The organism is Tenacibaculum sp. M1.3A (assembly GCF_057732375.1).
Map to the genome: position 1 here is coordinate 417080 of NZ_JBYJEF010000003.1, position 24853 is coordinate 441932.

Consider the following 24853-nt stretch of genomic DNA (forward strand, 5'->3'; position numbering starts at 1 on the left):
AATTTAACATCATTTTAGCATAAATTTTCGTATTTTTGCATCTTCAATAAAATAGACAAAATTAATGAAGGATAAGAGAATATTATATGTTTCATCAGAAGTAATACCTTACTTACCTGAAACAGAATTATCATCTACTGCATTTAATGTTGCTAAAAACGCACATTCTAAAGGAGTTCAAACCCGTATTTTTATGCCTCGTTATGGGGTAATAAATGAGCGAAGACATCAATTGCATGAAGTTATTCGATTATCTGGTATGAATTTAATAATTAATGATATGGATATGCCATTGATTATTAAAGTTGCTTCTATTCCGAAAGAAAGAATGCAAGTGTATTTCATTGATAACGACGAATACTTTAAGCGTAAAGCTGTATATTCTGATGAAGATGACAAAATGTTTAGTGATAACGACGAACGTATGATTTTCTTTGCTAAAGGAGTCGTAGAAACCGTTAAAAAACTAAATTGGGCGCCAGATATTATTCATGTTCATGGATGGATGGCCTCTTTACTTCCATTATATTTAAAGGAATTTTACAAAGAAGAACCATTATTTACCGAAAGTAAGATTGTAACTTCTATTTACAATAATAATTTTGAAGGTGAATTAGAGGGCGATTTAGCAAAAAAGGTTCGTTTTGATAAAGTTGATGAAACTAAAATAGCAACGTTAACTACACCAAATGAAATTAGCATCTTAAAAAGTGCTATTGAAAACTCAGACGCCATTATAAAGGGTAGTGAAGTTTTACCAGATGAAATTAATGCTTTTATTGATGAAAAAAACACAAAAGTTTTAGAATATCAATCTGAAGAAGTTTTATCAGAAGCTTACTTAGAGTTTTATAAAAAAAATGTTTTAGAAATAAGCGAATAATAATACAAATGATTAGAAAAATTGGCGTTTTGGGTATTAGCTTGCTATGTTTAGCAACTTTAGTATCGTGTGAAAAAGATTTTAGTGACGTAGGAAGTAGTGTTGTTAACAATACTAAATTTGAAACAGGAGAAATATTATTAGATGTAGAAATTGAAACAATTGATATTTCTGAATCGAATCCTCTAGAAATATATAAATCAGTTAGAGCTGATAATATAAGTATCGGTGCTTTAGGTGATTATTGGCTTGGTGTTTATAATAATGATAATTACAAAACAATAGAAGCTTCTTTTGTTAGTCAGTTATCACTAGCAACTAGTCCAAGAATAGAAGATTTACAACCTGCTACTGCAGACGGAGAAATAGATTCTGTTTTTACTCTTGATAAAGTTGTTCTTAAGCTACCTTACAAAGCTACAAATACTGGTACAGGTACTACTGAGAGACCAATTTTCAGACTAGATTCTGTTTTAGGGAACAAAGACATTGCTACCTCTTTAAAAGTGTATAGAAATGGTACTTTTCTAAATAGATTGGACCCTAGTAATCCTGCCAAATCTAATAGCTTTCAGTCTAATCATGACTACGAACAGCTTGAGTTATTAAATGAGGATATTGGATTTACTTTTAAACCTAACCCTAGTGATACTATACTAGTATTAACAAGAAATATTAGTAATGGTACTACATATCAAGATACAATAAGACTTGCAAACAAAGCACCTTTCTTGACCATTCCTTTAGATATGACAGAAATGAAAAGTCTATTTTGGGATAAATTTGATAGTGACGAGTTTAAAACTGCTGATGCTTTTAATTCTTACTTTAAAGGATTAATTGTTAAAACAGAAGATAGTGACGGAGCAATGGTTCCATTAAATTTAAGTGGAAATAGCGCTTCTGCCACGTTAGATTTTCATTACACGATTACTACTTTCGAAAAAAAAGAAGGCACTACTGATTTAGTGTTAAAAGATACATTACCTAAAACAATATCTTATCCTTTATCTAGTGTAAGAAACAGTATTTATAAAATGAGCCCTGCGACTACTGCTCCACCTGCAAATAACTTTACAGTACAAGGAACAGCAGGGACTATGGCTAGAATTAAAATAATAGATGATGTAAAACTTCAGGAATTAAGAGGTAATAACTGGTTAATTAACGATGTATTATTATCTTTTTATGTAAACAATACCATTAATACTGATAAAAACATAATTCCACAACGTTTATTCATCTATCAAGAAAAAGATAACGGAAGTGGTAGTATATCTCCTACACAAGTTACTGATGCATATAAGGAAGCTGCAAGTTTTGGTGGTAATTTAGCTTTATCTGACGATGGCACTCCTGAAAAATATTCTTTTAGATTAACCGATTATCTATCTGATTTATTAGACGGAACAACAAACGACAACTCTCCTTTAGTTTTAAAAACATATAATAACCCTACGGATACTCCCGTAATTAATGGTGTTTTAAATACAAATGTTAGCACATATAACTGGAACCCTAGAGGGGTTACCTTATTAGACGGAAGCGAAACTGCTAACGGTACAAAAAGAGCTGTTTTAAAAATATCATATTCAAAAGAAAAGTAAAATAGTATGTGCGGAATCACAGGATACATAGGCTATAGAGATGCTTACCCAATTGTTATAAACGGATTAAAGCGTTTAGAGTATAGAGGTTATGATAGTGCAGGAATAATGATGTACGATGGTGAAAAAATTCACTTATCAAAAACTAAAGGAAAAGTTTCTGATTTAGAAATCATCACTAATAATGATGAAAAAAGAAAAAAAGGAACTATCGGAATTGGGCACACGCGTTGGGCAACTCACGGAGTACCTAACGACACTAATTCTCATCCACATTTTTCTGAATCAGAAGACTTAGTTATTGTTCATAATGGAATTATAGAAAATTATGACACTATAAAAAAGGAATTAATTTCGAGAGGTTACACCTTTAAGAGTGATACTGATACTGAAGTTTTAATAAATCTTATTGAAGAAGTTAAAAAAAATGAAGATTGTAAATTAGGAAAAGCTGTACAATTAGCACTTACCAGTGTTATTGGTGCCTATGCAATTGCTGTTTTTGATAAAAACAAACCTAATGAGCTAATTGTAGCTCGATTAGGTAGTCCTATTGCTATCGGTGTAGGAAAAAATAATGAAGAGTATTTTGTTGCTTCTGATGCTTCTCCCTTTATTGAGTACACTAAAGATGCTATTTATTTAGAAGATGGTGAATTAGCTATCATCAAAAAAAATAAAGGTATAAAGATTCGTAAAATCGAAACAGATAAAGAAATCGATGCAAACATCCAAAAACTTCAATTAAGCTTAGAGCAAATTGAAAAAGGAGGTTATGATCACTTTATGCTAAAAGAAATTTACGAACAACCTAAAGCAATCATTGATACCTACAGAGGAAGAATGTTACCTAATGAAGGTATAATTCGTATGGCTGGTATTGATGATAACATTTCTAAGTTTACCAATGCAAGCCGAATTATAATTGTTGCTTGTGGTACTTCTTGGCATGCCGGGTTAGTAGGAGAGTATCTTTTTGAAGACATGGCTCGTATTCCTGTTGAAGTTGAGTACGCATCTGAATTTAGATATCGTAATCCTATTATAAACGAAAATGATGTCGTTATTGCTATTTCTCAATCTGGAGAAACAGCTGATACTTTAGCTGCTATTAAATTAGCAAAATCTAAAGGTGCATTTGTTTTCGGAATCTGTAATGTTGTTGGTTCTTCTATCGCAAGAGAAACACATGCTGGTGCTTATACGCATGCAGGTCCTGAAATTGGAGTAGCATCAACAAAAGCTTTTACAACACAAATAACAGTGCTTTCTTTAATTGCTTTAAAATTAGCTAAAGCAAAAGGTACTTTATCAACCTCTGCTGTAAATAATTATTTACAATCATTACAACAAATTCCAGCACAAGTAGAAAAGTTATTAAAAGCTGATGCACAAATTAAAGAAATAGCAAAGGTTTATAAAGATGCTAAAAACTGTTTATATTTAGGTAGAGGATTTAACTTTCCTGTTGCATTAGAAGGCGCATTAAAGTTAAAAGAAATTTCATACATACATGCAGAAGGGTATCCTGCTGCAGAAATGAAACATGGTCCTATTGCTTTAATTGACGAAAATATGCCAATTTTCGTGATTGCAACAAGTAGAGGTCATTATGAAAAAGTGGTTAGTAATATTCAAGAAATAAAATCTAGAAGTGGTAAAATAATAGCAATCGTAACTGAAGGAGATACAACTGTAAAAGAAATTGCAGATCATGTCATTGAAGTTCCTGATACTGAAGAAGCTTTTAGTCCTTTATTAACTACAATTCCTTTTCAATTATTATCATATCATATCGCTGTGATGTTAGAAAAGAACGTAGACCAACCTAGAAATTTAGCTAAATCTGTAACTGTTGAATAAATAGTTATAATCATAGATAAAAAAATCCCGAGATGCTGTCTCGGGATTTTTATGCTTCTTTTTCAAATGTAAGATACACAGGGAAATGATCTGAATAACCTCCTTGATACCATGGCCCAATATATGTTCTAAACGGACTATCTTTAAACTTCCCTTTATAAAATCGCAACCATTCTTTATTTAAAATATGTGCTTTCACAAAAGTAAATCTGCTTTTACTCGAATCAAAAAAATCTCTTGAAAATATAATTTGATCGAACAAATGCCATTCTTTATAAAAAGTAGAACTTCCTTTACCTTTTTTAAATAGAGGTTTCATCGGGTTGTATAAATCATCTGTAACTAAAACATTGTTAACACTCTCACTTAAAGGATCATCATTAAAGTCGCCCATAATAATAAACTTCGCATTTTTTTCTTCTAATTTTATATCCTTTATTACTTCTTGAGCTTGTTTAGCTGCTTTAATACGTTTTAAACTTGTTTCCTCATCTCCATCTCTTCTCGATGGCCAATGATTCACCAAAACATGTACTAATTCACCATGTAACTTTCCTTTTACAACTAATAAATCTCGTGTATAATCAATCTCTCCTTCCGAATCTTTTAAATAAAGAGAGTGTGTATCTGTCGAAATAACTTCAAAAAAATCTTTATTATAGATAAAAGCTACATCAATACCTCTTTCATCTGGTGAATCGTAATGGACATAACTATAATTATATTTTGATAAATTTTTATGTCGAATTAAATCCTTGACGACCTTGGCATTTTCAACTTCTGCTAACCCGACAATAGCCGGCGGGAAAGCCGATTGATTATTACCTATTTGACTTATAACTGAGCTTAGTTTTTTAATTTTATGAAGATACTTTTGATGATTCCAATTTCGTTTACCGTTAGCCGTAAAATCATCATCTGCTGTTAAAGGATTATTAACGGTATCAAATAAATTTTCTACATTATAAAAAGCTACTGTAAATGTATTTTTTCTTTTAGATCTACTCATTATAAATTTTTTATCGAAAGTACTAAATAAAAAAGCACGCTATAAATAGCGTGCTTCTAAAATATAATAAAAAGGAATAATTATACTACTCCTTGATCTAACATTGCGTCTGCAACTTTTACAAAACCTGCAATATTTGCTCCTTTTACGTAATCTACGAAACCATTTTCATCTGTACCATACTCAACACAAGAAGCGTGAATATCGTTCATAATTTGGTTTAATTTAGCGTCAACTTCTTCTCTCGTCCAGTTATAACGTAATGAGTTTTGACTCATTTCTAAACCAGAAGTTGCAACACCACCAGCATTTGATGCTTTTCCTGGAGCAAATAAAATTTTTGCTTCTTGAAATGCTTCAACAGCTTCTGGTGTAGAAGGCATGTTTGCTCCTTCTGCAACACAAATACATCCGTTTGCTAATAATGTTTTAGCTTCCTCACCGTTTAACTCATTTTGAGTTGCACATGGTAAAGCTACATCACATTTAATTCCCCAAGGTCTCTCACCCTCAAAGAATTTAGCATTTGGATATTTATCAACATATTCGCTAATTCTACCTCTGCGAACATTTTTAATTTCCATTACAAAAGCTAATTTATCAGCATCTATTCCATCAGCATCATAAATATAACCTGAAGAATCTGACATAGTAACCACTTTAGCTCCTAATTCAGTAGCCTTTTCAGTTGCATATTGAGCAACGTTTCCAGATCCTGAAACAACAACCGTTTTACCGTTAAAAGAATCGTTTTTGGTTTTTAACATGTTTTGTGCAAAATACACATCACCATAACCTGTAGCTTCTGGTCTTATTAAAGATCCACCCCAAGAACGGCCTTTACCTGTTAAAACACCAACGAATTCGTTACGTAATTTTTTATATTGACCGAACATAAATCCGATTTCTCTACCTCCAACTCCAATATCTCCTGCAGGAACATCAGTATTAGCTCCAATATGACGGAATAACTCAGACATAAAAGCTTGACAAAATGCCATTACTTCACGATCAGATTTTCCTTTTGGATTAAAGTCAGAACCTCCTTTTCCTCCACCCATTGGCAAAGTAGTTAATGAGTTTTTGAATACTTGCTCGAATCCTAAGAATTTTAAAATTGATAAATTTACAGATGGATGAAAACGTAAACCTCCTTTATAAGGTCCAATTGCCGAGTTAAACTCAACTCTATAACCTCTATTTACTTGTGTTTCTCCTTTATCATCAACCCAAGCAACTCTAAACAATAAAGTTCTCTCTGGCTCAACCATTCTCTCTAACAACTTCTTGTCCTGATACTTAGGGTTGTTTTCTATAAATGGAATTACAGTTTCTGCAACTTCATGTACAGCTTGTAAAAATTCTGGCTCATTAGAATTACGTTCTTTAACGTATTCTATAAATGCATTTATTTTAGATTCCATAATTTTAATTATGTTGTATTATGATTTAAACAATTTTGTTAGGCAAATATAATTAATTTACAATTTGTTAAATTTAAAAAAATCAATTATTTACCTATTTTTTTAAAAATATCAATAATTTTTGTTCTTTAGAGTTCAATAGTCGAGAACTCTTCTAAAAACCAACACATTTTTTCATTTAAAAAGCATAAATTTGCAACCTAAATATTCCGAAAAATAAGATGTTAGACAAGGTAAAAGAATTGATTGGTGATGTAAAGGCTTTTCAAGCAACTTCTAAAGATGAAGTTGAAGCTTTCAGAATAAAATATTTGGGTAGCAAAGGATTGTTAAAAGATTTATTTGCTGAATTCAAAAATGTAGATGCTGCAATGCGTAAAGACTTTGGTCAGGCTTTAAACAATTTAAAGAAATCTGCTGAAGAAAAAGTAACCGAATTAAACGACACTTTAGAAGGTACTATTGAAGAAAATGGTGTTTATGGCGATTTAACGCGTCCGTCTGAAGCAATAAACTTAGGTTCTCGACACCCAATATCTTTAGTTAAAAACAAAATCATAGAAGTTTTTAACCGAATTGGATTTACAGTTTCTGAAGGTCCTGAGATTGAAGATGATTGGCATAATTTTACTGCATTAAATTTACCAGAATATCACCCAGCACGTGATATGCAGGATACCTTTTTTATTGATAAAAATCCGGATACTTTATTAAGAACACATACCTCATCGGTACAAGTTCGTTATATGGAAAACAATACGCCGCCTATTAGAACAATTTCTCCGGGTCGTGTTTTTCGTAATGAAGATATTTCATCAAGATCGCACTGTATTTTTCATCAAGTAGAAGGTTTATATATTGATACTGATGTTTCGTTTGCCGATTTAAAGCAAACCTTATTATACTTTACCAAAGAGATGTTCGGTAAATCTAAAATTCGTTTAAGACCTTCTTACTTTCCATTTACGGAGCCAAGTGCAGAAGTAGATATTTATTGGGGATTAGAGACTGAAACCGATTACAGAATTACAAAAGGAACGGGTTGGTTAGAAATTATGGGATGCGGAATGGTAGATCCTAACGTATTAAAAAACGCAAATATCGATCCTACCATATATTCTGGATATGCATTCGGAATGGGAATTGAACGTATAGCAATGCTATTATATCAAATACCAGATATTCGTATGTTTTATGAAAATGATAAACGTTTCTTAGAGCAATTTAAATCAGTGATTTAATTACTAAAAAAAATAAAAGCAAAAGTTGAAAAGCATAGATTCAGTTCTACTTTTCAACTTTTTGCATTTAACACCTATATAAAATGAAGAAAGACATTAAAATCCCTAAAGTAGAAAATATTGAAATAGCCATTACTTTAGAAAAAAATGAGCAAGACGGCGCTAATGAATGGTGCGTATATATCATCAATAAAAAAGAAGTTGCTTTAGAGATGGTTGTAATTGTTTCTCAAGGATTTTCTGAAACAAAAAAAACATCATTGTTCCGTAGAAAAATAGATCTATTGCCTGCTAATTCATTTTCTAAATTCGAAATAATGCAACCAGAATTATTTGCATTAGACAATCAATTTCAAGTTACTTTTTTTGAAAACAATGTACTACACGATAAAACATTTATTTTTCAAGAAGGTACTATTCAAGAAGGCTTTTTTAGAGATATTGATCTCTTAAATAAAAAAGGAGTAAGTATTAAATAATTATTATCGCCAATTAAAAGATTAATTATACATTGAAATGGAACAGAATCAAATAAATGTTATTCTTACTGGTATTACTGGAACGTTAGGCTCTCAGGTTTTTTATGAATTATTGCAACAGGATAATATTAAACATATATTTCTTCCTATAAGAGAAAAAAACGGAAAGTCTGCATTGCAAAGGATTCAAAAAATATTAAATAATGATGCTGCTCCAGCATTTATATCTGAAAATAAAAGTTTTATTTCTAAAAAAATAAAAGTTTTAGAGATGGTTACTTTTCTTAAACCATCAACATTTTTATCAAAGGAAAAAACCAATTTTTTTATTCATTCTGCAGGAAGTGTAAATTTATCTACAGATGAATCGCAACGAGATACGATCTTTACGGGTGTTTATAAATTTACAAAAGATGTTTTTAACACCTATTCCTCATATATTACAAAATTCACTTATATAAGTACTGCCTTTAGTATTGGTAATATTGGGGGCTTAATTGATAATGATTACCACACTACAAAAAAACCAAAATATCGTAACTTCTACGAAGAAGCAAAACACACTACCGAAAAGTATTTATTAAAAAAAGGAAAAGAAAACAACGTTGCTATCCAAATATTAAGACCCAGTGTTTTAGGCGGTAATGTATTTAACAATGCTCCTTATTTTATTTCAAATTACATGGTTTATTATCTTTTAGGTAAGTTTTTTTATAAAAACCCATTAGCAAATAATTCTATCAGACTTGCTGTAAATTTTAAAACAGGGCTAAATATCATTCCTGTAGATTATGTTGCCAAAGTAATAGCCAATGTATACCAGAAACAAATAGACCAACTTAATATTGTACACTCTAAGAGCACAAGTGTTCTGAAAGGCATGGAAAGGATTTTAAAAACAGTAGATTTTAATAATTTTACCATTTTAAATGCTTCTACAGAAAATGTATTATTAAAAGATAAAAACAGATTAGAAAACATCTATTATAAAACTATTGGTTTACATTTAAATGAATACCTAACCTCTAAACCATACGAATACAGCACCGATTTATTAGAATCAATACTTCCAATACCTATATATAATACCGAAGATTATTTAGAGAATACCATTAACTACGCAAAATCAAAAAATTTTAAAGGAGAAGATTGGTAATCATTATTTCACAAACCAATAATACAATCAACAAATTACACATAACAAACTGAATATATATTAAATTAACAATATTAAGTTCACTTAAAAAAACTCATATGTTTACAGATATTCAAGATTTAGTCGCCGATTTTTCATCATGGATTTGGGGAATGCCATTATTAATATTATTAATAGGTGGCGGACTGTACTTGTTTGTATACTCTGGCCTAGTTCCTTTTAAATACATGGCGCATGCTATTGCGATTTTAAGAGGTAAATATGATAAAAAAGATTCTCCTGGAGATTTATCTCACTACGAAGCACTATCATCTGCAATTGCTGCAACCGTAGGAATGGGAAACATCAGTGGTGTTGCAATTGCTATTGCCATGGGTGGCCCTGGGGCAATTTTTTGGATGTGGGTAAGTGCTTTTGTCGGTATGGCTACTAAGTTTTTTACCTGTACTTTAGCTATTATGTATAGAGGAGAAGATGAAGAAGGAAACGCAAAAGGAGGCCCAATGTATGTAATTACAGAAGGTTTAGGTAAAAAATGGAAACCTTTAGCCATGTTTTTCGCTACTGCTGGTTTAGTAGGAACTTTACCTGCTTTTCAAGCAAATCAATTAACACAAACAATGATTGATGTTTTTAATGTGAACGAAGCAAATGAGTTTTCTGCAAAACTGTTAATAGGAATAACCATTGCTGCCATCGTTTCTACTGTAATTTTTGGCGGAATTCAACGAATAGGAAAAGTTGCAGGTAAATTAGTTCCTTTAATGGTAGTTATTTATTTACTAACCGTTTTAACGATTCTGTTTATAAAAATAGATGTAGTTCCTTCAATAATTTCGTTAATATTTACTGACGCCTTTTCTGGTAATGCTGTTTTAGGTGGTGCCTTAGGTGCTTTAATAATTACAGGTGTAAAACGTGCTGCTTTTTCTAACGAAGCAGGTTTAGGAACCGCACCAATGATGCACGGAACCGCAAAGACAGACGAACCAATTAGAGAAGGTTTAGTTGCCATGTTAGGCCCAGCAATAGATACTTTGTTAGTGTGTACATTAACTGCATTGGCAATTTTATCATCAGGTGTTTGGCAAGGTTTCGATGGTAACGGTATATCTATGACTTTAGCTGCCTTCGATTCGGTATTACCTTTTCACTCAGGTAGTATTATTTTAACCATCTGTGTGTTAATTTTCGCCTTCTCTACCCTATTCACCTATTCATTTTATGGATTTAGTTGTTTAAGTTATTTAACAAGTACTAAAACTGGTAAATATTACAATCATTTTTACGTTTTAGTAATTATAGTTGCTTCTATTATTAAGTTAGATTTTGTAATTAATCTAATGGATAGTGCCTATGCTTTAATGGCAATTCCAACTGTACTTTCTACGCTTATTCTAGCACCGAAAGTTAAAAAAGCGGCTACCGTTTATTTTCAAAAATTAAAATCAGGTGCTTTTAACTAAGTATTATTTTATCAACATAAAACAAAACACCTATTGTAATTTATAGTTACCATAGGTGTTTTTATTTTGAAGCTATATCCCGCTTTTCGCACTCGCTGTTTTTGTGTTTTCATAAGTGACTATAATTAAGTATTTAATATTTAGTCAACCAATCTGAGAAAAAGTACAAAGAACAAGGTAAAAGACAAGAATCGTCATGCTGAATTTATTTCAGCATCGCATTACTTTTAGAAATCAGGGTGAGAACCTGAAATAAATTCAGGTTGACGGATTCGACATTATTTAGAATATGAAATTTATAAAATTACATTATAAAACTACACTTTTTCTATTAAGGTTTCCTTCTCAAAAACCAATCCTTTAAAACCCGTATTCATAAAGTTTCTAATATTCTGATGATCGGTCCCATTCGGATTCTCTAAAACATCAATAAAATAATATTGTCCAAAACAAGCCAAAGTTTCTTCTTTGGTTAATTGTTCTTTTAAAGCAAAAGAAAATACTTTACACGAACCTAAATTTTGAGTACTACTATTTTCTAGATTTCCGTTTTTAAAAGCCGCTGCTGTAAAAATATAGTGTGCTTCAATAATGCTAATCGTTTCAGAAAAACCAATATCTTTTGGAGTGTTTCTTAACTTATTTTTAAAATTATCTATAGTCATTGTTCTAGTTTTATAAAGTATTAAGTGAATCCTTTTTAACAAGCTCGCTCATAATTTTTAAAGACACTGAGTCAATTAATTTTTGAGATTTTTTAATCTCCTTTTTAAATGCTGTGCTACCTTTTACAATATCTATTGTAGTTGTTGCTGTTTTAGCATACCAATTATTCCATGCAGAAATTATTGCTATTTGAGTTTTTAAAGAATCTCCTTTTAATAAAGATATTTCACCTTGATGTTGTTCTTCTTTAAGTCTAGAAAGTGCCACTTTTTCTATATTCATTAAAATTGATTTAGCGGTTTTTTTATCAGCATTTAATAATGTAAAAGCGGATGTTAACGAAGTAACACCTACATTTTTTAAAGTAGTTTTAGATACTTTATCTATTCTATCATTATCAGTATGGTAAAACTGATCTGTAAAATGCCAAAATAAAACACTCGGAATATCAGCCTTTAAAAACGGAACATGATCACTTCCTCCTTCAAAAGGATTTGTACTAACTACCCAATTTGCGCGTTTACCTTGCTCTTTAAACTTATCAATTAAAAAATCATTTAAATAATGAGGTTTCATTTCGCTTAATTTCATTTTTCTACCTCCCCATTCTGTATGTTTGTCTTTTCCGCGTATCCAAATAGCACTTGGGTCTGGCATTTTTTCTATTAAAAAAGTACCTCCCGTTTTTTCGGTGTCTTCTCCAACCATATCAAGTGAAATTCCCCACTTTATATCTTTAGCTCTAATACTATCTTCTTTAACATATCGGTTTGTAGAAATAATTTCATCTCCCCATAAAAAAGTTAATGTTCTGTTTGGTGTAAATCGCTTCTCTTTTATAAATTTTGCTGTAAGAGTTGCCATTTCTAAAGCCACTCCTACTCCTGTTGCATTATCATTTGCACCAGGTTCTTGTATATGCGCACTAAAAACTAATCGCTCTTTAGGGGATTTTGTCCCTTTTACATCCGCAATAATTGTTAATTCTTCTGACGGATAAATGTTCGTTTCGATATTTACGTTTAAAACAACCTTATCTTTTAATAACTTAGCTTTCAATTTTTCTTTAGCCTCATAAGACATGGCAATTGCCCATGCTTCTACCTCTTCATTTAAAGGAATAGATCTAAACTGAATAGAAGTTTTGTTTTTCTCTGGTTGCAAATATTTCGGATTGCTATAAGTAATCAACCCTGCCGCTCCGCCTTCTACAATAGCTTGCTTAAATATTCTACTAGGGCTTGTTTCTGCAAAAACAATTTTACCTTTAATATTTAAAGTTTTCAGTTTCTTTATATCTTTCACATAAACTACTTCGGTAGTAACACCTTCCTTGGGCGTACTGTACGAATTTAAAGCAATCATGTTTCTATTCGTAGCATGTTGTAACAAAGGAATTTCTTCACCAACTATTTTCACCTCAGCATTAACAGATTCCCAAGTTGGTTTTTCAAGCGGTCTTTTTTCAATTCTGTAAGTTAAAAAGTCAGTACTCGTAGCAACATTTTCTTTTACGAATCCTGATTTTTCAAGCTCATCTGCAATTCTGTACACACTTTTATTAAAACCTGTATTACCCACAACTCTCCAATATTTTTCAACAAACGAAGTTGTTTCGAAAGCTAAATCGCCTGTAAATTCTTTATTAAGAACATCAAAATAATTTGAAGAATTTAAAATTTGAATCTCTTTTTCCTTCTTACAACTAACAAAAGTTACAACAAGTACTACTACTAAAAGTATATTTTTAAACATGATATTTTTTTGAAGTTTAAAAGTACTATTTTTTTATATTGAGAAACATATTTAACTATAAAGTTATAAAGCTAGTCATTTAGTGTTCATTTTTATTCTAACTACTTTTAATCCTCCTTTTTATTTACGTAATTTTGCACTTTTAAAATTCAAGAAATGTACAGAACGCAAACTTGTGGCGAATTAAGAGCCTCACACATAAATACTGAAGTTACCTTATCTGGTTGGGTACAAAAATCTCGTGATAAAGGTTTTATGATTTGGGTGGATTTACGTGATCGTTACGGAATTACACAGTTAATTTTTGACGAAGGGCGTACTTCTAAAGATTTAATGGAAAAAGCCAAAACTTTAGGACGTGAATTTGTTGTTCAAGTTACCGGTACTGTTATCGAACGAGAATCTAAAAACAAAAATATTCCTACTGGTGAGGTTGAATTACTAGTAACTAGTTTAGAAATATTAAACGAAGCTAAAACTCCGCCTTTTACTATTGAAGATAAAACGGATGGTGGTGAAGACATCAGAATGAAATATCGTTATTTAGATATTCGTCGTAATCCTGTAAAAGATAGTTTGATCTTTAGATCGAAAGTATCTATGGAAGTACGTAAGTATTTATCTGATCAAGAATTTATAGAAGTAGAAACACCTTATTTAATCAAGTCAACTCCAGAAGGAGCACGTGATTTCTTAGTACCTTCAAGAATGAATGCTGGGCAGTTTTACGCATTACCACAATCGCCTCAAACCTTCAAACAACTATTAATGGTTGGTGGAATGGATAAATACTTTCAGATTGTAAAGTGTTTTAGAGATGAAGATTTACGTGCCGATCGTCAGCCGGAATTTACACAAATTGACTGTGAAATGGCTTTTGTTAATCAAGAAGATATTTTAAATATTTTTGAAGGATTAACACGTCATTTATTAAAAGAAATTAACAACGTTGAGGTTGATAAATTTCCAAGAATGTTATTTGATGACGCAATGCGTTTGTACGGAAATGACAAACCAGATATCCGTTTCGGAATGGAGTTTGGTGAATTAAATGACGTTGCACAGCAAAAAGAATTTAAAGTATTTAACGATGCTGAATTAGTTGTTGGTATCGCAGTTCCTGGAGGAGCTTCTTATACAAGAAAAGAAATAGATAAATTAATAGATTGGGTACGTCGTCCGCAAGTTGGTGCTTTAGGAATGGTGTATGTAAAATGTAACGAAGATGGTACTTTTAAATCATCTGTAGATAAATTTTACGATCAAGAAGATTTAGCAAAATGGGCAGAAAAAACTGGCGCAAAAGCTGGTGACTTAATCTGTATTTTATCAGGAAACATTACTAAAGTACGTCCACAATTATCTGCGTTACGTATGGAAATGGCAGAACGTTTAGGTTTAAGAGATCCGAAGGTATTTGCTCCTTTATGGGTAATCGATTTCCCTTTATTAGAATTAGACGAAGAAACTGGTCATTACCACGCAATGCACCACCCGTTTACGTCACCAAAACCTGGTCAGTTAGAATTATTAGATACCAATCCTGGCGATGTAAAAGCAAACGCATACGATTTAGTGTTAAACGGAAATGAAATCGGTGGAGGTTCTATCAGAATTCACGATAAGGAAACACAAGCTATTATGTTTAAGCATTTAGGCTTTACAGAAGCTGAAGCTAAAGAACAATTTGGTTTCTTAATGGATGCTTTTGAATATGGTGCGCCACCACATGGAGGTTTAGCTTTCGGATTAGATAGATTGGTTGCTATTTTAGGCGGACAAGAAACAATTCGTGATTTTATTGCATTCCCTAAAAATAACTCTGGTCGTGATGTAATGATTGATGCTCCGGCTGCTTTAAACGACGCGCAATTATCAGAATTAAGTATAAAATTAGATTTAAAAGAATAAAACGTCATTACGAGGAAAATTGACGAAGTAATCTGTTTATAAATTAAGAGATTGCTTCATTATCATTCGCAATGACAGAAACATATAAAATCCCTTTCTAAATTTAGAACGGGATTTTTTTATTACTTTTAAATCATGAAAAAAAAGAAAATTCTAAAAATTGTTTTAATAGTTTTTACTACTATTTTAGTTCTTATTGGTTCGCTACTTCTCTTCGGCTATTTTTATATTAACCAAGCATATGATACCGAAAACAAACCTTTTAAACATTATGTTGGCTATATTGATCAAAGTAAAGCACTTTTAAACGATAAACACCAACTATGTAATGACGGTGGTATTTATCATACCTATAGTAGTGCAAGTTTAAAAGCTTACAAAGGCTCTAAAAAGCAATTTAGAGATGCAGTAAACACGCAGTTTAACACAAATAACTATACAGAATCTGGTTATTTAAATTATCGGTTTTTAGTAAACTGTGAAGGAAATGCTGGTTGGTTTGAAGTTATTGAAATGGATTTAGATTTAAAAGAAAAATCTTTAAATCCTAAAATGGTAGATGAGTTATTAACCTTTACCTCAAGACCAGCAAATTGGAATGTTATTTCTTATGATAACAAACCGCAAAATTATTACATGTACATATCTTATAGAATAGAAAATGGAAAAGTTACTCAAATTATCCCTTAGCCTTATACTTATTATTAGTTTTCTGTCTTGTAAAAATGAAGAAAACAAAAGAACTTTAGCCGAAAAAAGATATAAAAAAGCAGTATTTTTTACACAAGGTTCAACACCTTTTCAAAACGGAATTGTAGAAGCTTTAAAAATAGATCCTACATACGAACAAGCTGTTTATGAATTATCTGTGGCGTATTTAAAAAGAGGAATGCCAAATAAATGGAAACCGCAATATGATAAAGCTTTAAAACTAGATTCTGTAAGCCGAATTCCTTGGCGTGGATACTTATATCTTTGGTTCTATAGAGATTACAAAAAAGCAATTGCCGATTTTGATAAGAGCGATATTTTAACACCTAATTTTATTGATGCTCCGCAAGGTTTAAGTGTAGATTGTTGGCGAGGAATTGCTTACTTAGGTCTAAACGATTATAAAAAAGCTATTTTTTATTTTGATAAATATATCGATAAAGAAATTGTTGATTTTAGTGAAAGCTCTGTAGATGTTACTGCCTTTTTATACAAAGGTATCGCGTATCTCGAGTTAGAAAACTATGCAGAAGCACAACTTTGCTTTGATCGCGTTATTAAAAATTCGTACGGTTTTAGCGCTGATGCAAAATACTACAAAGCCTTTATATGTAAAAAACAAGGTGAAATTGAAAAAGCAACTAAACTGTTAAATGCTGCTATAAAAGATTTTAATGACGGTTATTATAATCAAAGACCCTACGTAGAAACATTACGTCAATTATATTTAGGCGATTATCAAGAATTACAAAAATCACTATCTAACAAATAAACTATCGAGCGACTATTTTTAGTTATTGATTTCCAATAGATGCTCTATCTATTAAAGTTACTTTTTCATTTTAATTATTACAACAATCGTTATCATTTTAAAAGTTTACATTTGATATTAAAATTCAAAAAAAGATTCTATGGAAGGTTTTTTATTTATAACACTCATTTTATGTTTCTATTTTCTTAACAGAAATATAAACAACAAGTTTAAAGAACAAAACCTAACTATTGAAGATTTAAAAAACAGACTTCGTTTTCTTCAAAATGAAATTCTTTCAAAAAGAACAGCTTCCGAAACAAAAGAAACAGCTGTTGCTATCAAAAATCCTATAAAGAATGAACCGATTAAAGTAGCAAAACCTACTACTATTGTTCCCGAAAAAAGCGTCGAAAAAATAATACAACCAGTTCCTGTTGTTGATACTCCACAAAAACCTACTTCAACCATAACTCAAAAACAAGTTGTAAAACAGAAAATTAAAACAGCTCCAAAAAAGTCTTGGATAAAATCATTTAAGGAGAAAAATCCTGATTTAGAAAAGTTTATAGGTGAAAACTTAATTAATAAACTCGGAATTTTAATTTTAGTATTAGGAATTAGTTTTTTTGTTAAATATGCAATTGATAAAGATTGGATAAACGAACCTGCAAGAGTTGGTATTGGTATTTTATGTGGTTCGCTTGTTATGGCTATTGCTCATAAACTAAAGAAAAACTATGCTTCTTTTAGCTCGGTTTTAGTAGCCGGAGCAATTAGTATCTTTTATTTTACTATTTATATTGCGTTTAACGAATACCAACTATTTAGTCAAACCGTTGCTTTTAGTATAATGGCAGTGATTACTGCCTTTAGTAGTTTAGTTTCTGTTTCTTACAACCGTCAAGAATTAGCAGTTTTATCATTAATTGGTGGATTTGCCGCACCTTTTATGGTAAGTACTGGTGAAGGTAATTACATTATATTGTTCACTTATATTGCCATTTTAAACATTGGAATATTAGGGATTTCTTATTTTAAAAAATGGAAGGTTTCTACCATTTTAGCCTACATTTTTACTACCCTATTATTTACTAGCTGGTGCGCCTTAAAAATAGGAGAACCATCATTTTCACATACAGGTGCTTTAACTTTTGCAACTATCTTTTATTTTATATTTAGTATTACCATTGTTTTAAATAATCTAAAAAATAAAGGCGTTTTCTCTGCAATAGAATATCTTATTTTGGTTGCGAATACGTTTGTGTTTTTCGGAACAGGAATGTTAATACTAAATGATTTAGACTCTAACCTTACTGGATTATTTACATTGTTATTAGCAGTTTATAATTTAGGTTACGCCACTGTTTTATATAAAAAATTCGGATTAGATAAAAACGCAATATATCTCTTAATTGGCTTAGCGCTCACCTTTGTTACACTTACAATACCAATTCAATTTGAAGGAAATCATATTACCTTATTTTGGGCTGCAGAAGCGGTGTTATTATTTTGGTTGTCTCAAAAATCGAAAATTAATTCTTTTAAAATAGGCGCCGTAATTGTACAAACTCTAACGCTTTTTAGCTTATTAATAGATTGGGATCGTTATGGTTCATCCGAAGAATTATCAGTAATTTTTAATCCGTTATTTATTGCTGGTTTTACGGTAAGTTTTTCGTTGTTTTTAACGTATTGGTTATTACAAAAAGAGAAGGAGATTGTTGCTAAAGTTTTTGTGCTAAATATTAATTTTTACAAAAAATTGGTTTTAATACTTGCGATTCTTGTAAGTTATTTCACGGGGATTTTAGAAATTAGTTATCAAGCAGATCAATTCTTAGAAAACACTTTTTCAGTGTTATCATTCCCTCTAGTTTATCATTTTGTTTTTGTGGCTGTTTTATTATACTTAACGGCAATATTCAGCAACAAAGCATTTTCGAAGTTCGTATTATTAATAAGTAGTTTTTCTATATTATTTTATATTCTTTCTTTTTATAAGTTTCCGGCAAACGAAATGGCTCAAAATTTTATTGGTAACACCAATACTACATATGCTTTTTACTTTCATTATATTGTTTTAGCGTGTTTGGTTTATTTCGGATATCAATTATTTAAAAAAATACCATCTCTTTTTAATATTAATGCAACGAAAAGCAAGTGGTTACCATGGTTATTTACTTTTGCGATTGTTTATGTGCTAAGTAATGAAATAATGACCCACGGTTTGTATATTTCTAATACGGTTGATACCGTTGAGTTAGCCGAAAAATTTCCTAATGCTGAAGATAATCAATATTTAAAAAGCAATTTTGTAAACACCCAAGTACAAGAAACTAAAACACAAATTATAAAAATAGGATATCCGATACTTTGGGGTATTTTCTCTTTTATATTTTTGATTATAGGAATACGAAGACAATGGAAAACATTGCGAGTAATTGCACTTTCGTTGTTGGGTTTAACGATTGTTAAATTGTTTATGTACGATATTAAAAACGTATCAGAAACCGGAAAGATAATTGCTTTTATTTTATTAGGAATTTTAATATTAGTGATTTCTTTTGTGTATCAAAAAATTAAAAAGTTAGTAGTTGATGAAGCCTCAGAAAAAGAAGACAACAATGAAGAAGTATAGTTTATTAGCAGCCTTATTAATTGCTATTACTTGTTTTAGCCAAAGCTATAAAGGATCTTTAGATACAATTAAAGAAGATGGTTTACATAAGATAATGCTATCTCAAAAGATACGTTCTTCAAGTAATGATAATTTTAATATTCTACGAATTAAAGATGCTCAAAAAAATGAAGTTCCGTATGTTTTAATTTATAATAACGACAGGAATTTCTCTGCTTTTAAAACAGTTAAAATAGCTTCTAAAAAAGTAATTAAAGACTCTGTTACTTCTATCATTATAAAAAATGAAGCTGGTAAAAAGCAAGATTATATTATACTTAAAATAGCAAATACTAAAATCAGAAAAAGCTATAATGTGTATGGCAGTGATAACGGAAAAGATTGGTTTGGCTTAATTTCTGACAAAAAACTATCGTATATAAATATTCCTAGTAAAACAGCATCAGGAAAAGTGTTTTTAGAAAAAACGATTGATTTTCCGCTAAATACCTATGCCTTTTTACGTATTAACTTTAACGATAAAAACTCATTACCTATCAATATTTTAGAAGCTGGAATTTATGAAAGTAAGTTTTTTACACAAGAACCTTTAGAGGTTTCTAATTACAAACAAAAAGCTGTTACTTTAAAAGATAAAAAGGTAACTCAACTTAAATTTTCGGCCGAAAATGCTCATAAAATAAATACTATTTCGTTTAATATTACTACTGATTTTTTTCTACGTAACACAAAGGTCATCGTAAAGAGAACTCGTAAAATTAAAAAACGTATTGAAACTTATGATCAAGTAATTGCTAGATTTCAATTGAATTCTAAAAACAAAAATACGTTTGTTCTTAACAACTTAAATGAAAAAGAATTTAGTATTGAAATCGAAAACAAAGACAATCCGCCTTTGGCGATAGAAAACATACAATTATTACAAAAACCAGTATACGTAATCGCTAATTTAAAGCAACAGGAAAAATACACCATAGTAATTGATACTACACTTATTAAACCTTCGTACGACCTAGGTAATTTTATATCTAACAAAACAATTGCCTTAAAAGAAGCAAGCGTTTTAAACTTCTCGAAAGTTAAACAAGAAGCAATAAAAATAAAAACCACTCCTTTTTGGGAAACTAAAATTTTTATGTGGCTTTGTATTGTTTTTGGTGGATTCTTAGTTGTTTATTTTGCCTTTGGTTTGATAAAAGATATCAGCACTCAAGAAAAATAGTAATTTAATACAAAGCTCTTATTATAATTGATGAATGCCAAAATCTAGAAACATATTCAAAAAAATATTAATTTGGAGATATAAAAATATTTCTGAACGTCAATTTGTATATGTATTAAGTGTTTTTGTGGGTTTTTTAGCCGGAATAGGAACGCTTATTCTAAAAAATATGACTTCCTTTTTTCAAACTATTTTAGAAGGTAAGTTTATTAAAGATATTCATCATTCTCTTTATTTTATTTTTCCAATTATAGGGCTCGCTTTAGTGTATTACATTAAAAAAAGATTCATTAAAAAAGAGATTGGTCATGGTATTTCTACAACACTTCATGCTATTTCTAAACGTAACGGAATCATAGAGAAATATAAAATTTATGCCTCTTTAATTACCGCACCAATTACTGTTGGTTTTGGTGGTTCTGTTGGTTTACAAGGTCCTGCTGTAAGTACTGGTGCCGCATTAGGATCAACGGTTTCTCAGTTGTTTCATATGAATCAAAAAACAAGAATGCTTTTAATTGGTTGTGCAACGGCAGGTGCAATGTCATCTATGTTTAAAGCACCTGTTGCTGCGATAATATTTGCTATCGAAATTTTTAGTTTAGATTTAGCTTTTGCTTCATTGGTTCCTTTATTATTGGCGTCAGTTTCTGCTGTTATAACTTCTTATTTCTTTTTTGAAAAAGATGCTTTATTGGGTTTCAAATTGATAGATGCTTTTAAAATAAAAGATATTTTTTATTATGTATTGCTGGGTTTTGTTACCGGATTAGCTTCTGTATATTTTTCGAAAATTTATTTTAGTATTACCAATTTCTTTAAACGAATTAAAAAACCAATCCATAAATTTATTATTGGCGGAATTGCAATTGGAATAATGCTGTATTTAATTCCGCCTTTATATGGTGAAGGTTACGGATTAATTAATAATTTACTAGAAGGAAATGCTTTGGCTGCCTTAAAAGATATTCCGTATAATGTAGATTTCGAAAATGTTTGGATTGTTATCGGTTTCTTATTATTAATTACACTATTTAAAGCCATTGCTATGACTACCACATTTGCTGCTGGTGGTGTTGGAGGGATCTTTATTCCTACCTTAGTTATGGGAAGTGCTTTAGGAAATGTATCTGCAAAAATCATTAATCAATTAGGCGGTAATGTATCAGAATCTAACTTTACTTTAATAGGAATGACTGGTTTAATGGCCGGAGTATTACATGCTCCTTTAACCGCTATTTTTTTAATTGCAGAAATTACTGGCGGTTATAATTTGTTTGTTCCTTTAATGTTGGTTGCCGCAATTTCTTTTGCGGTTACAAAATACTTTATATCAAACTCTATTTACACGGTAGAATTAGCTGAACGAGGCGAACTCATTACACATAACAAAGATAAAAATGTGTTAATGATGATGAAGATTAACAAATTGATAGAAACAAATTTTAAAGCTGTTCACCCAGAAATGCTTTTAGGTAATATGCTTAAAAAGGCAGTTTCTAATTCTAACAGAAATATTTTTCCTGTAATTGAAAAAGACAAACAGTTTTTAGGAATTGTTTTGTTAGATGATATTAGGCCTATTATGTTTGATACAGAAATGTATGACAAAGTTACTGTAGAAACTTTTATGCGAAGTGCGCCATCGATTATTCAGCACACGGATTCTGTTGAAAAAGTAATGGAAAAATTTAAAGAAAGTGGTGCTTGGAATTTACCTGTTGTCAAAAACGGAAAATACCTTGGCTTTATCTCTAAATCGAAATTACTATCCGCTTATCGATCAAAACTAATTGAGGTTACTTCTTAGCTAAAAATTCCACCATTTTATCAGGAAAGTCGGTAAAACCACCGTCAATATTTGCTTGAAAAAACAATACTTGTAGCATTTCATCAAAAGAAGAAAATTCACCTAATTGATCGGCTCTAAAAGTATACGGATGCACTTTTAATCCGAGTTTATGAGCATCAGTAACTAAAGAAGTAAACAACCATTTTCCGTTTTCTTTTTTATCAATAATTTGCTTGTACCAAGGTCCTATTCCGTTTGCATAGGTTGCAAAATGGTTTAATTTTTTTGTTTCTTCTGTAGATTCAATTAATTGTACTAAAAATAAATCGGATTGTAATTCTACCCGAACTCTTTCTAATTCTTTGACATCAAAACATTGAAAAATACAGTTGTCTTTTTTTGTTTTATAACCATAATATAACAAAATATCCAAGGTAATTTTAGCAATGTCTTTTCCGTTTTCATGGTGAAATTCAGGATTTTTAATCTCTGGATAAATCCCGATATTTTTCCCTGTACTATAATTTAATCCCTGAATCAATTCTATTTCTTGTTCAAAAGAATGTAATTTAAAATTCCCTTTATTTTTTGGAAAACGAGTCGGATAAAACTGTTCGCCTGTTTTTGGGTCAAAACGTTCGGTTACTTGTAATTGCTGCAACTCCTTAAATGTAAAATCAATTACATAAAAACGATTGTCTTCTCTTTTCTTATCAGGAAAAACTACAGCAACATTGGTAACATCATCTAAATAAATATCATGAATAACAATTGGCACATTATCTTTACTTAACACCAAATCTTGCTCAATATAATCAGGATTCATAGCATAGGCCATTGCTTTTGCTTCCATAGTATGTTCTGGTAAATATGCAGATGCTCCACGGTGTGCAATTACTATTTTGTTTGAATTCATCTTATTATTTTGATTGGTTTTAATACAGCTTGTTACTATAAATAACATTGCCATAAACAATACTTTTTTAGCGATTATTTTACCTTCGTTCATTTTATAAAAATAAAAAAAGTAGATTAAAAATTCTTAATAAAAACTATCTTTATACTCTAAAAAAACATTTATGGAAAACTCATTTAACAATAAAGTTCTTGTAGCTCAAGTGTCAGAAACAGATAGAGTTGCTTTTTACAAAAAAACCTATGCGCATGTTGGTTTAGGCGTACTTTTATTTATCGTATTTGAATATTTACTATTACAAAACGCTACAATAGTTGAGTTTGCTTTATCGATGACAGAAGGTTATAAATGGCTATTATTACTAGGTGGTTTTATGTTGATTACCAATTATGCTGAGAGCACGGCCTTAAAAACATCAGATAAGAACTTACAATATTAGCATACTCGGGTTATGTATTTGCAGAAGCATTTATTTTTATTCCGCTTATTTACATGGCCATTTCTTACACTAATAATTTCGAAGTTATTAAACAAGCAGGAATCGTAACTTTAGGATTGTTTGTAGGAATATCATCAATTGTATTTATCACCAAAAAAGATTTCTCTTTTATAAAAGCAGGCTTAAGTGTTGGTTTTTTTATTGCAATCGCACTTATTATTGCGGGTACTTTATTTGGTTTTAACTTAGGTTTATGGTTTTCTGTAGGAATGTGTGTTTTAGCTGCAGGTTCTATCTTATATCAAACTTCTAACTTGGTTAACAAATTTTCTACCGACGATTATATACCGGCTGCATTAGGCTTATTTGCTTCTTTAATGTTGTTGTTTTGGTATGTTTTACAGATTTTTATGTCGAGAGATTAAGAAATCGTAAATTTAAAGCACTCTAAAATTAATTTGAAGCTATTTCCCGCTTTCCGCACTCGCTTTTTTTAAGAAAATAAAAAAGAGCTCAAACAAATGCTTCAATCGGGGCTAGGTATTTTTAAACAATTTAATATGTAGATAATACTAAATTATCATCATGTTGAGTTTAGTTCACCATCGCATCAAAAATAGAAATCTGGCAAATCAGGATGTGAGCCTAAAATTAATTAAGGTTAACAGGTTTGATTTATTATTTTTTCTCTTATACTTTTTTTAGATAAAATTGAAACATGCTCTAAATTAAAAAGACCTCACAGCATAAAATCTATGAGATCTTTTTAATACATAAAACTGTGCCGTCCTGATATATTGTTAAACTCAACATTATAATCAATATGTATTACATTATTTAACTAAAGGCTAATTTAAAATTTCGAAGTAAAAAACTTAAAGTCGCATCTATGGGAATGAGTGGTGATTTAGAAATTGCTAT

General features: G+C 30.6%; 18 protein-coding genes and 1 pseudogene. 14 read left to right on the plus strand and 5 right to left on the minus strand.

Features of this window, described 5'->3' with window-relative positions:
• Positions 1-64 precede the first annotated feature (64 nt).
• The 3 genes from AC28QF_RS07360 to glmS are packed head-to-tail and all read left to right on the plus strand — an operon-like array spanning position 65 to position 4353.
• Entirely contained in the window at positions 65-883 is an 819-nt protein-coding gene (locus AC28QF_RS07360; RefSeq protein ID WP_488200932.1) for a glycogen/starch synthase, read from the plus strand.
• A gap of 8 nt (positions 884-891) precedes the next feature.
• Positions 892-2490: a DUF4270 family protein gene (locus AC28QF_RS07365; protein ID WP_488200931.1), complete on the plus strand. Its 1599-nt coding sequence runs from the start codon at positions 892-894 to the stop codon at positions 2488-2490.
• 6 nt (positions 2491-2496) lie between these two features.
• Complete coding sequence (glmS, locus tag AC28QF_RS07370) at positions 2497-4353, plus strand: glutamine--fructose-6-phosphate transaminase (isomerizing) (RefSeq protein WP_488200930.1); 1857 nt, start codon at positions 2497-2499, stop codon at positions 4351-4353.
• Between the two features lie 49 nt (positions 4354-4402).
• Here the strand turns inward: glmS and AC28QF_RS07375 are convergent, their stop codons facing one another.
• Entirely contained in the window at positions 4403-5362 is a 960-nt protein-coding gene (locus tag AC28QF_RS07375) for an endonuclease/exonuclease/phosphatase family protein (protein WP_488200929.1), read from the minus strand.
• Positions 5363-5442: 80 nt separating this feature from the next.
• Positions 5443-6786, minus strand: a complete 1344-nt coding sequence (gene gdhA / locus AC28QF_RS07380) for an NADP-specific glutamate dehydrogenase (RefSeq protein ID WP_488200928.1) — start codon at positions 6784-6786, stop codon at positions 5443-5445.
• A 221-nt stretch (positions 6787-7007) separates the two neighbouring features.
• On the opposite strand from gdhA, the gene pheS reads away from it, so the two are divergent.
• The 4 genes from pheS (at position 7008) to AC28QF_RS07400 (ending at position 11128) form a co-directional block, all read left to right on the plus strand.
• Positions 7008-8027, plus strand: coding sequence for a phenylalanine--tRNA ligase subunit alpha (gene pheS, locus AC28QF_RS07385; RefSeq protein ID WP_488200927.1), 1020 nt, complete (start codon positions 7008-7010; stop codon positions 8025-8027).
• An 83-nt stretch (positions 8028-8110) separates the two neighbouring features.
• Positions 8111-8506, plus strand: a complete 396-nt coding sequence (locus AC28QF_RS07390; RefSeq protein ID WP_488200926.1) for a hypothetical protein — start codon at positions 8111-8113, stop codon at positions 8504-8506.
• 37 nt (positions 8507-8543) lie between these two features.
• The gene (locus AC28QF_RS07395) at positions 8544-9662 is read left to right on the plus strand and encodes an SDR family oxidoreductase (RefSeq protein WP_488200925.1); all 1119 of its coding nucleotides are present in this window, start codon (positions 8544-8546) and stop codon (positions 9660-9662) included.
• Between the two features lie 98 nt (positions 9663-9760).
• A complete protein-coding gene (locus AC28QF_RS07400) occupies positions 9761-11128 on the plus strand; it encodes an alanine/glycine:cation symporter family protein (protein WP_488200924.1) in 1368 nt (455 codons plus the stop codon).
• 317 nt (positions 11129-11445) lie between these two features.
• Here AC28QF_RS07400 and AC28QF_RS07405 read toward each other — a convergent pair whose 3' ends face one another.
• Complete coding sequence (locus tag AC28QF_RS07405) at positions 11446-11793, minus strand: HopJ type III effector protein (protein ID WP_488200923.1); 348 nt, start codon at positions 11791-11793, stop codon at positions 11446-11448.
• A gap of 10 nt (positions 11794-11803) precedes the next feature.
• A complete protein-coding gene (locus AC28QF_RS07410; protein ID WP_488200922.1) occupies positions 11804-13549 on the minus strand; it encodes a M28 family peptidase in 1746 nt (581 codons plus the stop codon).
• A 156-nt stretch (positions 13550-13705) separates the two neighbouring features.
• On the opposite strand from AC28QF_RS07410, the gene aspS reads away from it, so the two are divergent.
• The 6 genes from aspS to AC28QF_RS07440 all read left to right on the plus strand — a co-directional run bounded on the left by aspS (position 13706) and on the right by AC28QF_RS07440 (position 22595).
• Positions 13706-15460, plus strand: a complete 1755-nt coding sequence (gene aspS, locus AC28QF_RS07415; protein WP_488200921.1) for an aspartate--tRNA ligase — start codon at positions 13706-13708, stop codon at positions 15458-15460.
• A 135-nt stretch (positions 15461-15595) separates the two neighbouring features.
• Positions 15596-16150 (plus strand): hypothetical protein, encoded by a 555-nt coding sequence (locus AC28QF_RS07420; RefSeq protein WP_488200920.1) that lies wholly within the window; start codon positions 15596-15598, stop codon positions 16148-16150.
• Positions 16122-16943, plus strand: a complete 822-nt coding sequence (locus AC28QF_RS07425; RefSeq protein WP_488200919.1) for a tetratricopeptide repeat protein — start codon at positions 16122-16124, stop codon at positions 16941-16943. The genes AC28QF_RS07420 and AC28QF_RS07425 overlap by 29 nt, the downstream gene beginning before the upstream one ends.
• A 139-nt stretch (positions 16944-17082) precedes the next feature.
• Positions 17083-19563: a DUF2339 domain-containing protein gene (locus AC28QF_RS07430; RefSeq protein WP_488200918.1), complete on the plus strand. Its 2481-nt coding sequence runs from the start codon at positions 17083-17085 to the stop codon at positions 19561-19563.
• Complete coding sequence (locus AC28QF_RS07435) at positions 19550-20785, plus strand: hypothetical protein (RefSeq protein ID WP_488200917.1); 1236 nt, start codon at positions 19550-19552, stop codon at positions 20783-20785. The genes AC28QF_RS07430 and AC28QF_RS07435 overlap by 14 nt, the downstream gene beginning before the upstream one ends.
• 34 nt (positions 20786-20819) lie before the next feature.
• Complete coding sequence (locus AC28QF_RS07440; RefSeq protein WP_488200916.1) at positions 20820-22595, plus strand: chloride channel protein; 1776 nt, start codon at positions 20820-20822, stop codon at positions 22593-22595.
• Here the strand turns inward: AC28QF_RS07440 and glpQ are convergent.
• The gene (glpQ, locus tag AC28QF_RS07445) at positions 22585-23586 is read right to left on the minus strand and encodes a glycerophosphodiester phosphodiesterase (RefSeq protein WP_488200915.1); all 1002 of its coding nucleotides are present in this window, start codon (positions 23584-23586) and stop codon (positions 22585-22587) included. The genes AC28QF_RS07440 and glpQ overlap by 11 nt on opposite strands.
• A 70-nt stretch (positions 23587-23656) precedes the next feature.
• Between glpQ and AC28QF_RS07450 the strand changes: the two are divergent.
• A pseudogene (locus tag AC28QF_RS07450) lies at positions 23657-24357 on the plus strand (Bax inhibitor-1/YccA family protein).
• Positions 24358-24853: the final 496 nt, after the last annotated feature.

Excerpts from the sequence above, each read along its gene's own strand:
- AC28QF_RS07360 (WP_488200932.1), top strand. The coding sequence starts at position 65 with ATGAAGGATAAGAGAATATTATATGTTTCATCAGAAGTAATACCTTAC.
- AC28QF_RS07365 (WP_488200931.1), top strand. The coding sequence starts at position 892 with ATGATTAGAAAAATTGGCGTTTTGGGTATTAGCTTGCTATGTTTAGCA.
- glmS (WP_488200930.1), top strand. The coding sequence starts at position 2,497 with ATGTGCGGAATCACAGGATACATAGGCTATAGAGATGCTTACCCAATT.
- AC28QF_RS07375 (WP_488200929.1), bottom strand. The coding sequence starts at position 5,362 with ATGAGTAGATCTAAAAGAAAAAATACATTTACAGTAGCTTTTTATAAT.
- gdhA (WP_488200928.1), bottom strand. The coding sequence starts at position 6,786 with ATGGAATCTAAAATAAATGCATTTATAGAATACGTTAAAGAACGTAAT.
- pheS (WP_488200927.1), top strand. The coding sequence starts at position 7,008 with ATGTTAGACAAGGTAAAAGAATTGATTGGTGATGTAAAGGCTTTTCAA.
- AC28QF_RS07390 (WP_488200926.1), top strand. The coding sequence starts at position 8,111 with ATGAAGAAAGACATTAAAATCCCTAAAGTAGAAAATATTGAAATAGCC.
- AC28QF_RS07395 (WP_488200925.1), top strand. The coding sequence starts at position 8,544 with ATGGAACAGAATCAAATAAATGTTATTCTTACTGGTATTACTGGAACG.
- AC28QF_RS07400 (WP_488200924.1), top strand. The coding sequence starts at position 9,761 with ATGTTTACAGATATTCAAGATTTAGTCGCCGATTTTTCATCATGGATT.
- AC28QF_RS07405 (WP_488200923.1), bottom strand. The coding sequence starts at position 11,793 with ATGACTATAGATAATTTTAAAAATAAGTTAAGAAACACTCCAAAAGAT.
- AC28QF_RS07410 (WP_488200922.1), bottom strand. The coding sequence starts at position 13,549 with ATGTTTAAAAATATACTTTTAGTAGTAGTACTTGTTGTAACTTTTGTT.
- aspS (WP_488200921.1), top strand. The coding sequence starts at position 13,706 with ATGTACAGAACGCAAACTTGTGGCGAATTAAGAGCCTCACACATAAAT.
- AC28QF_RS07420 (WP_488200920.1), top strand. The coding sequence starts at position 15,596 with ATGAAAAAAAAGAAAATTCTAAAAATTGTTTTAATAGTTTTTACTACT.
- AC28QF_RS07425 (WP_488200919.1), top strand. The coding sequence starts at position 16,122 with ATGGAAAAGTTACTCAAATTATCCCTTAGCCTTATACTTATTATTAGT.
- AC28QF_RS07430 (WP_488200918.1), top strand. The coding sequence starts at position 17,083 with ATGGAAGGTTTTTTATTTATAACACTCATTTTATGTTTCTATTTTCTT.
- AC28QF_RS07435 (WP_488200917.1), top strand. The coding sequence starts at position 19,550 with ATGAAGAAGTATAGTTTATTAGCAGCCTTATTAATTGCTATTACTTGT.
- AC28QF_RS07440 (WP_488200916.1), top strand. The coding sequence starts at position 20,820 with ATGCCAAAATCTAGAAACATATTCAAAAAAATATTAATTTGGAGATAT.
- glpQ (WP_488200915.1), bottom strand. The coding sequence starts at position 23,586 with ATGAACGAAGGTAAAATAATCGCTAAAAAAGTATTGTTTATGGCAATG.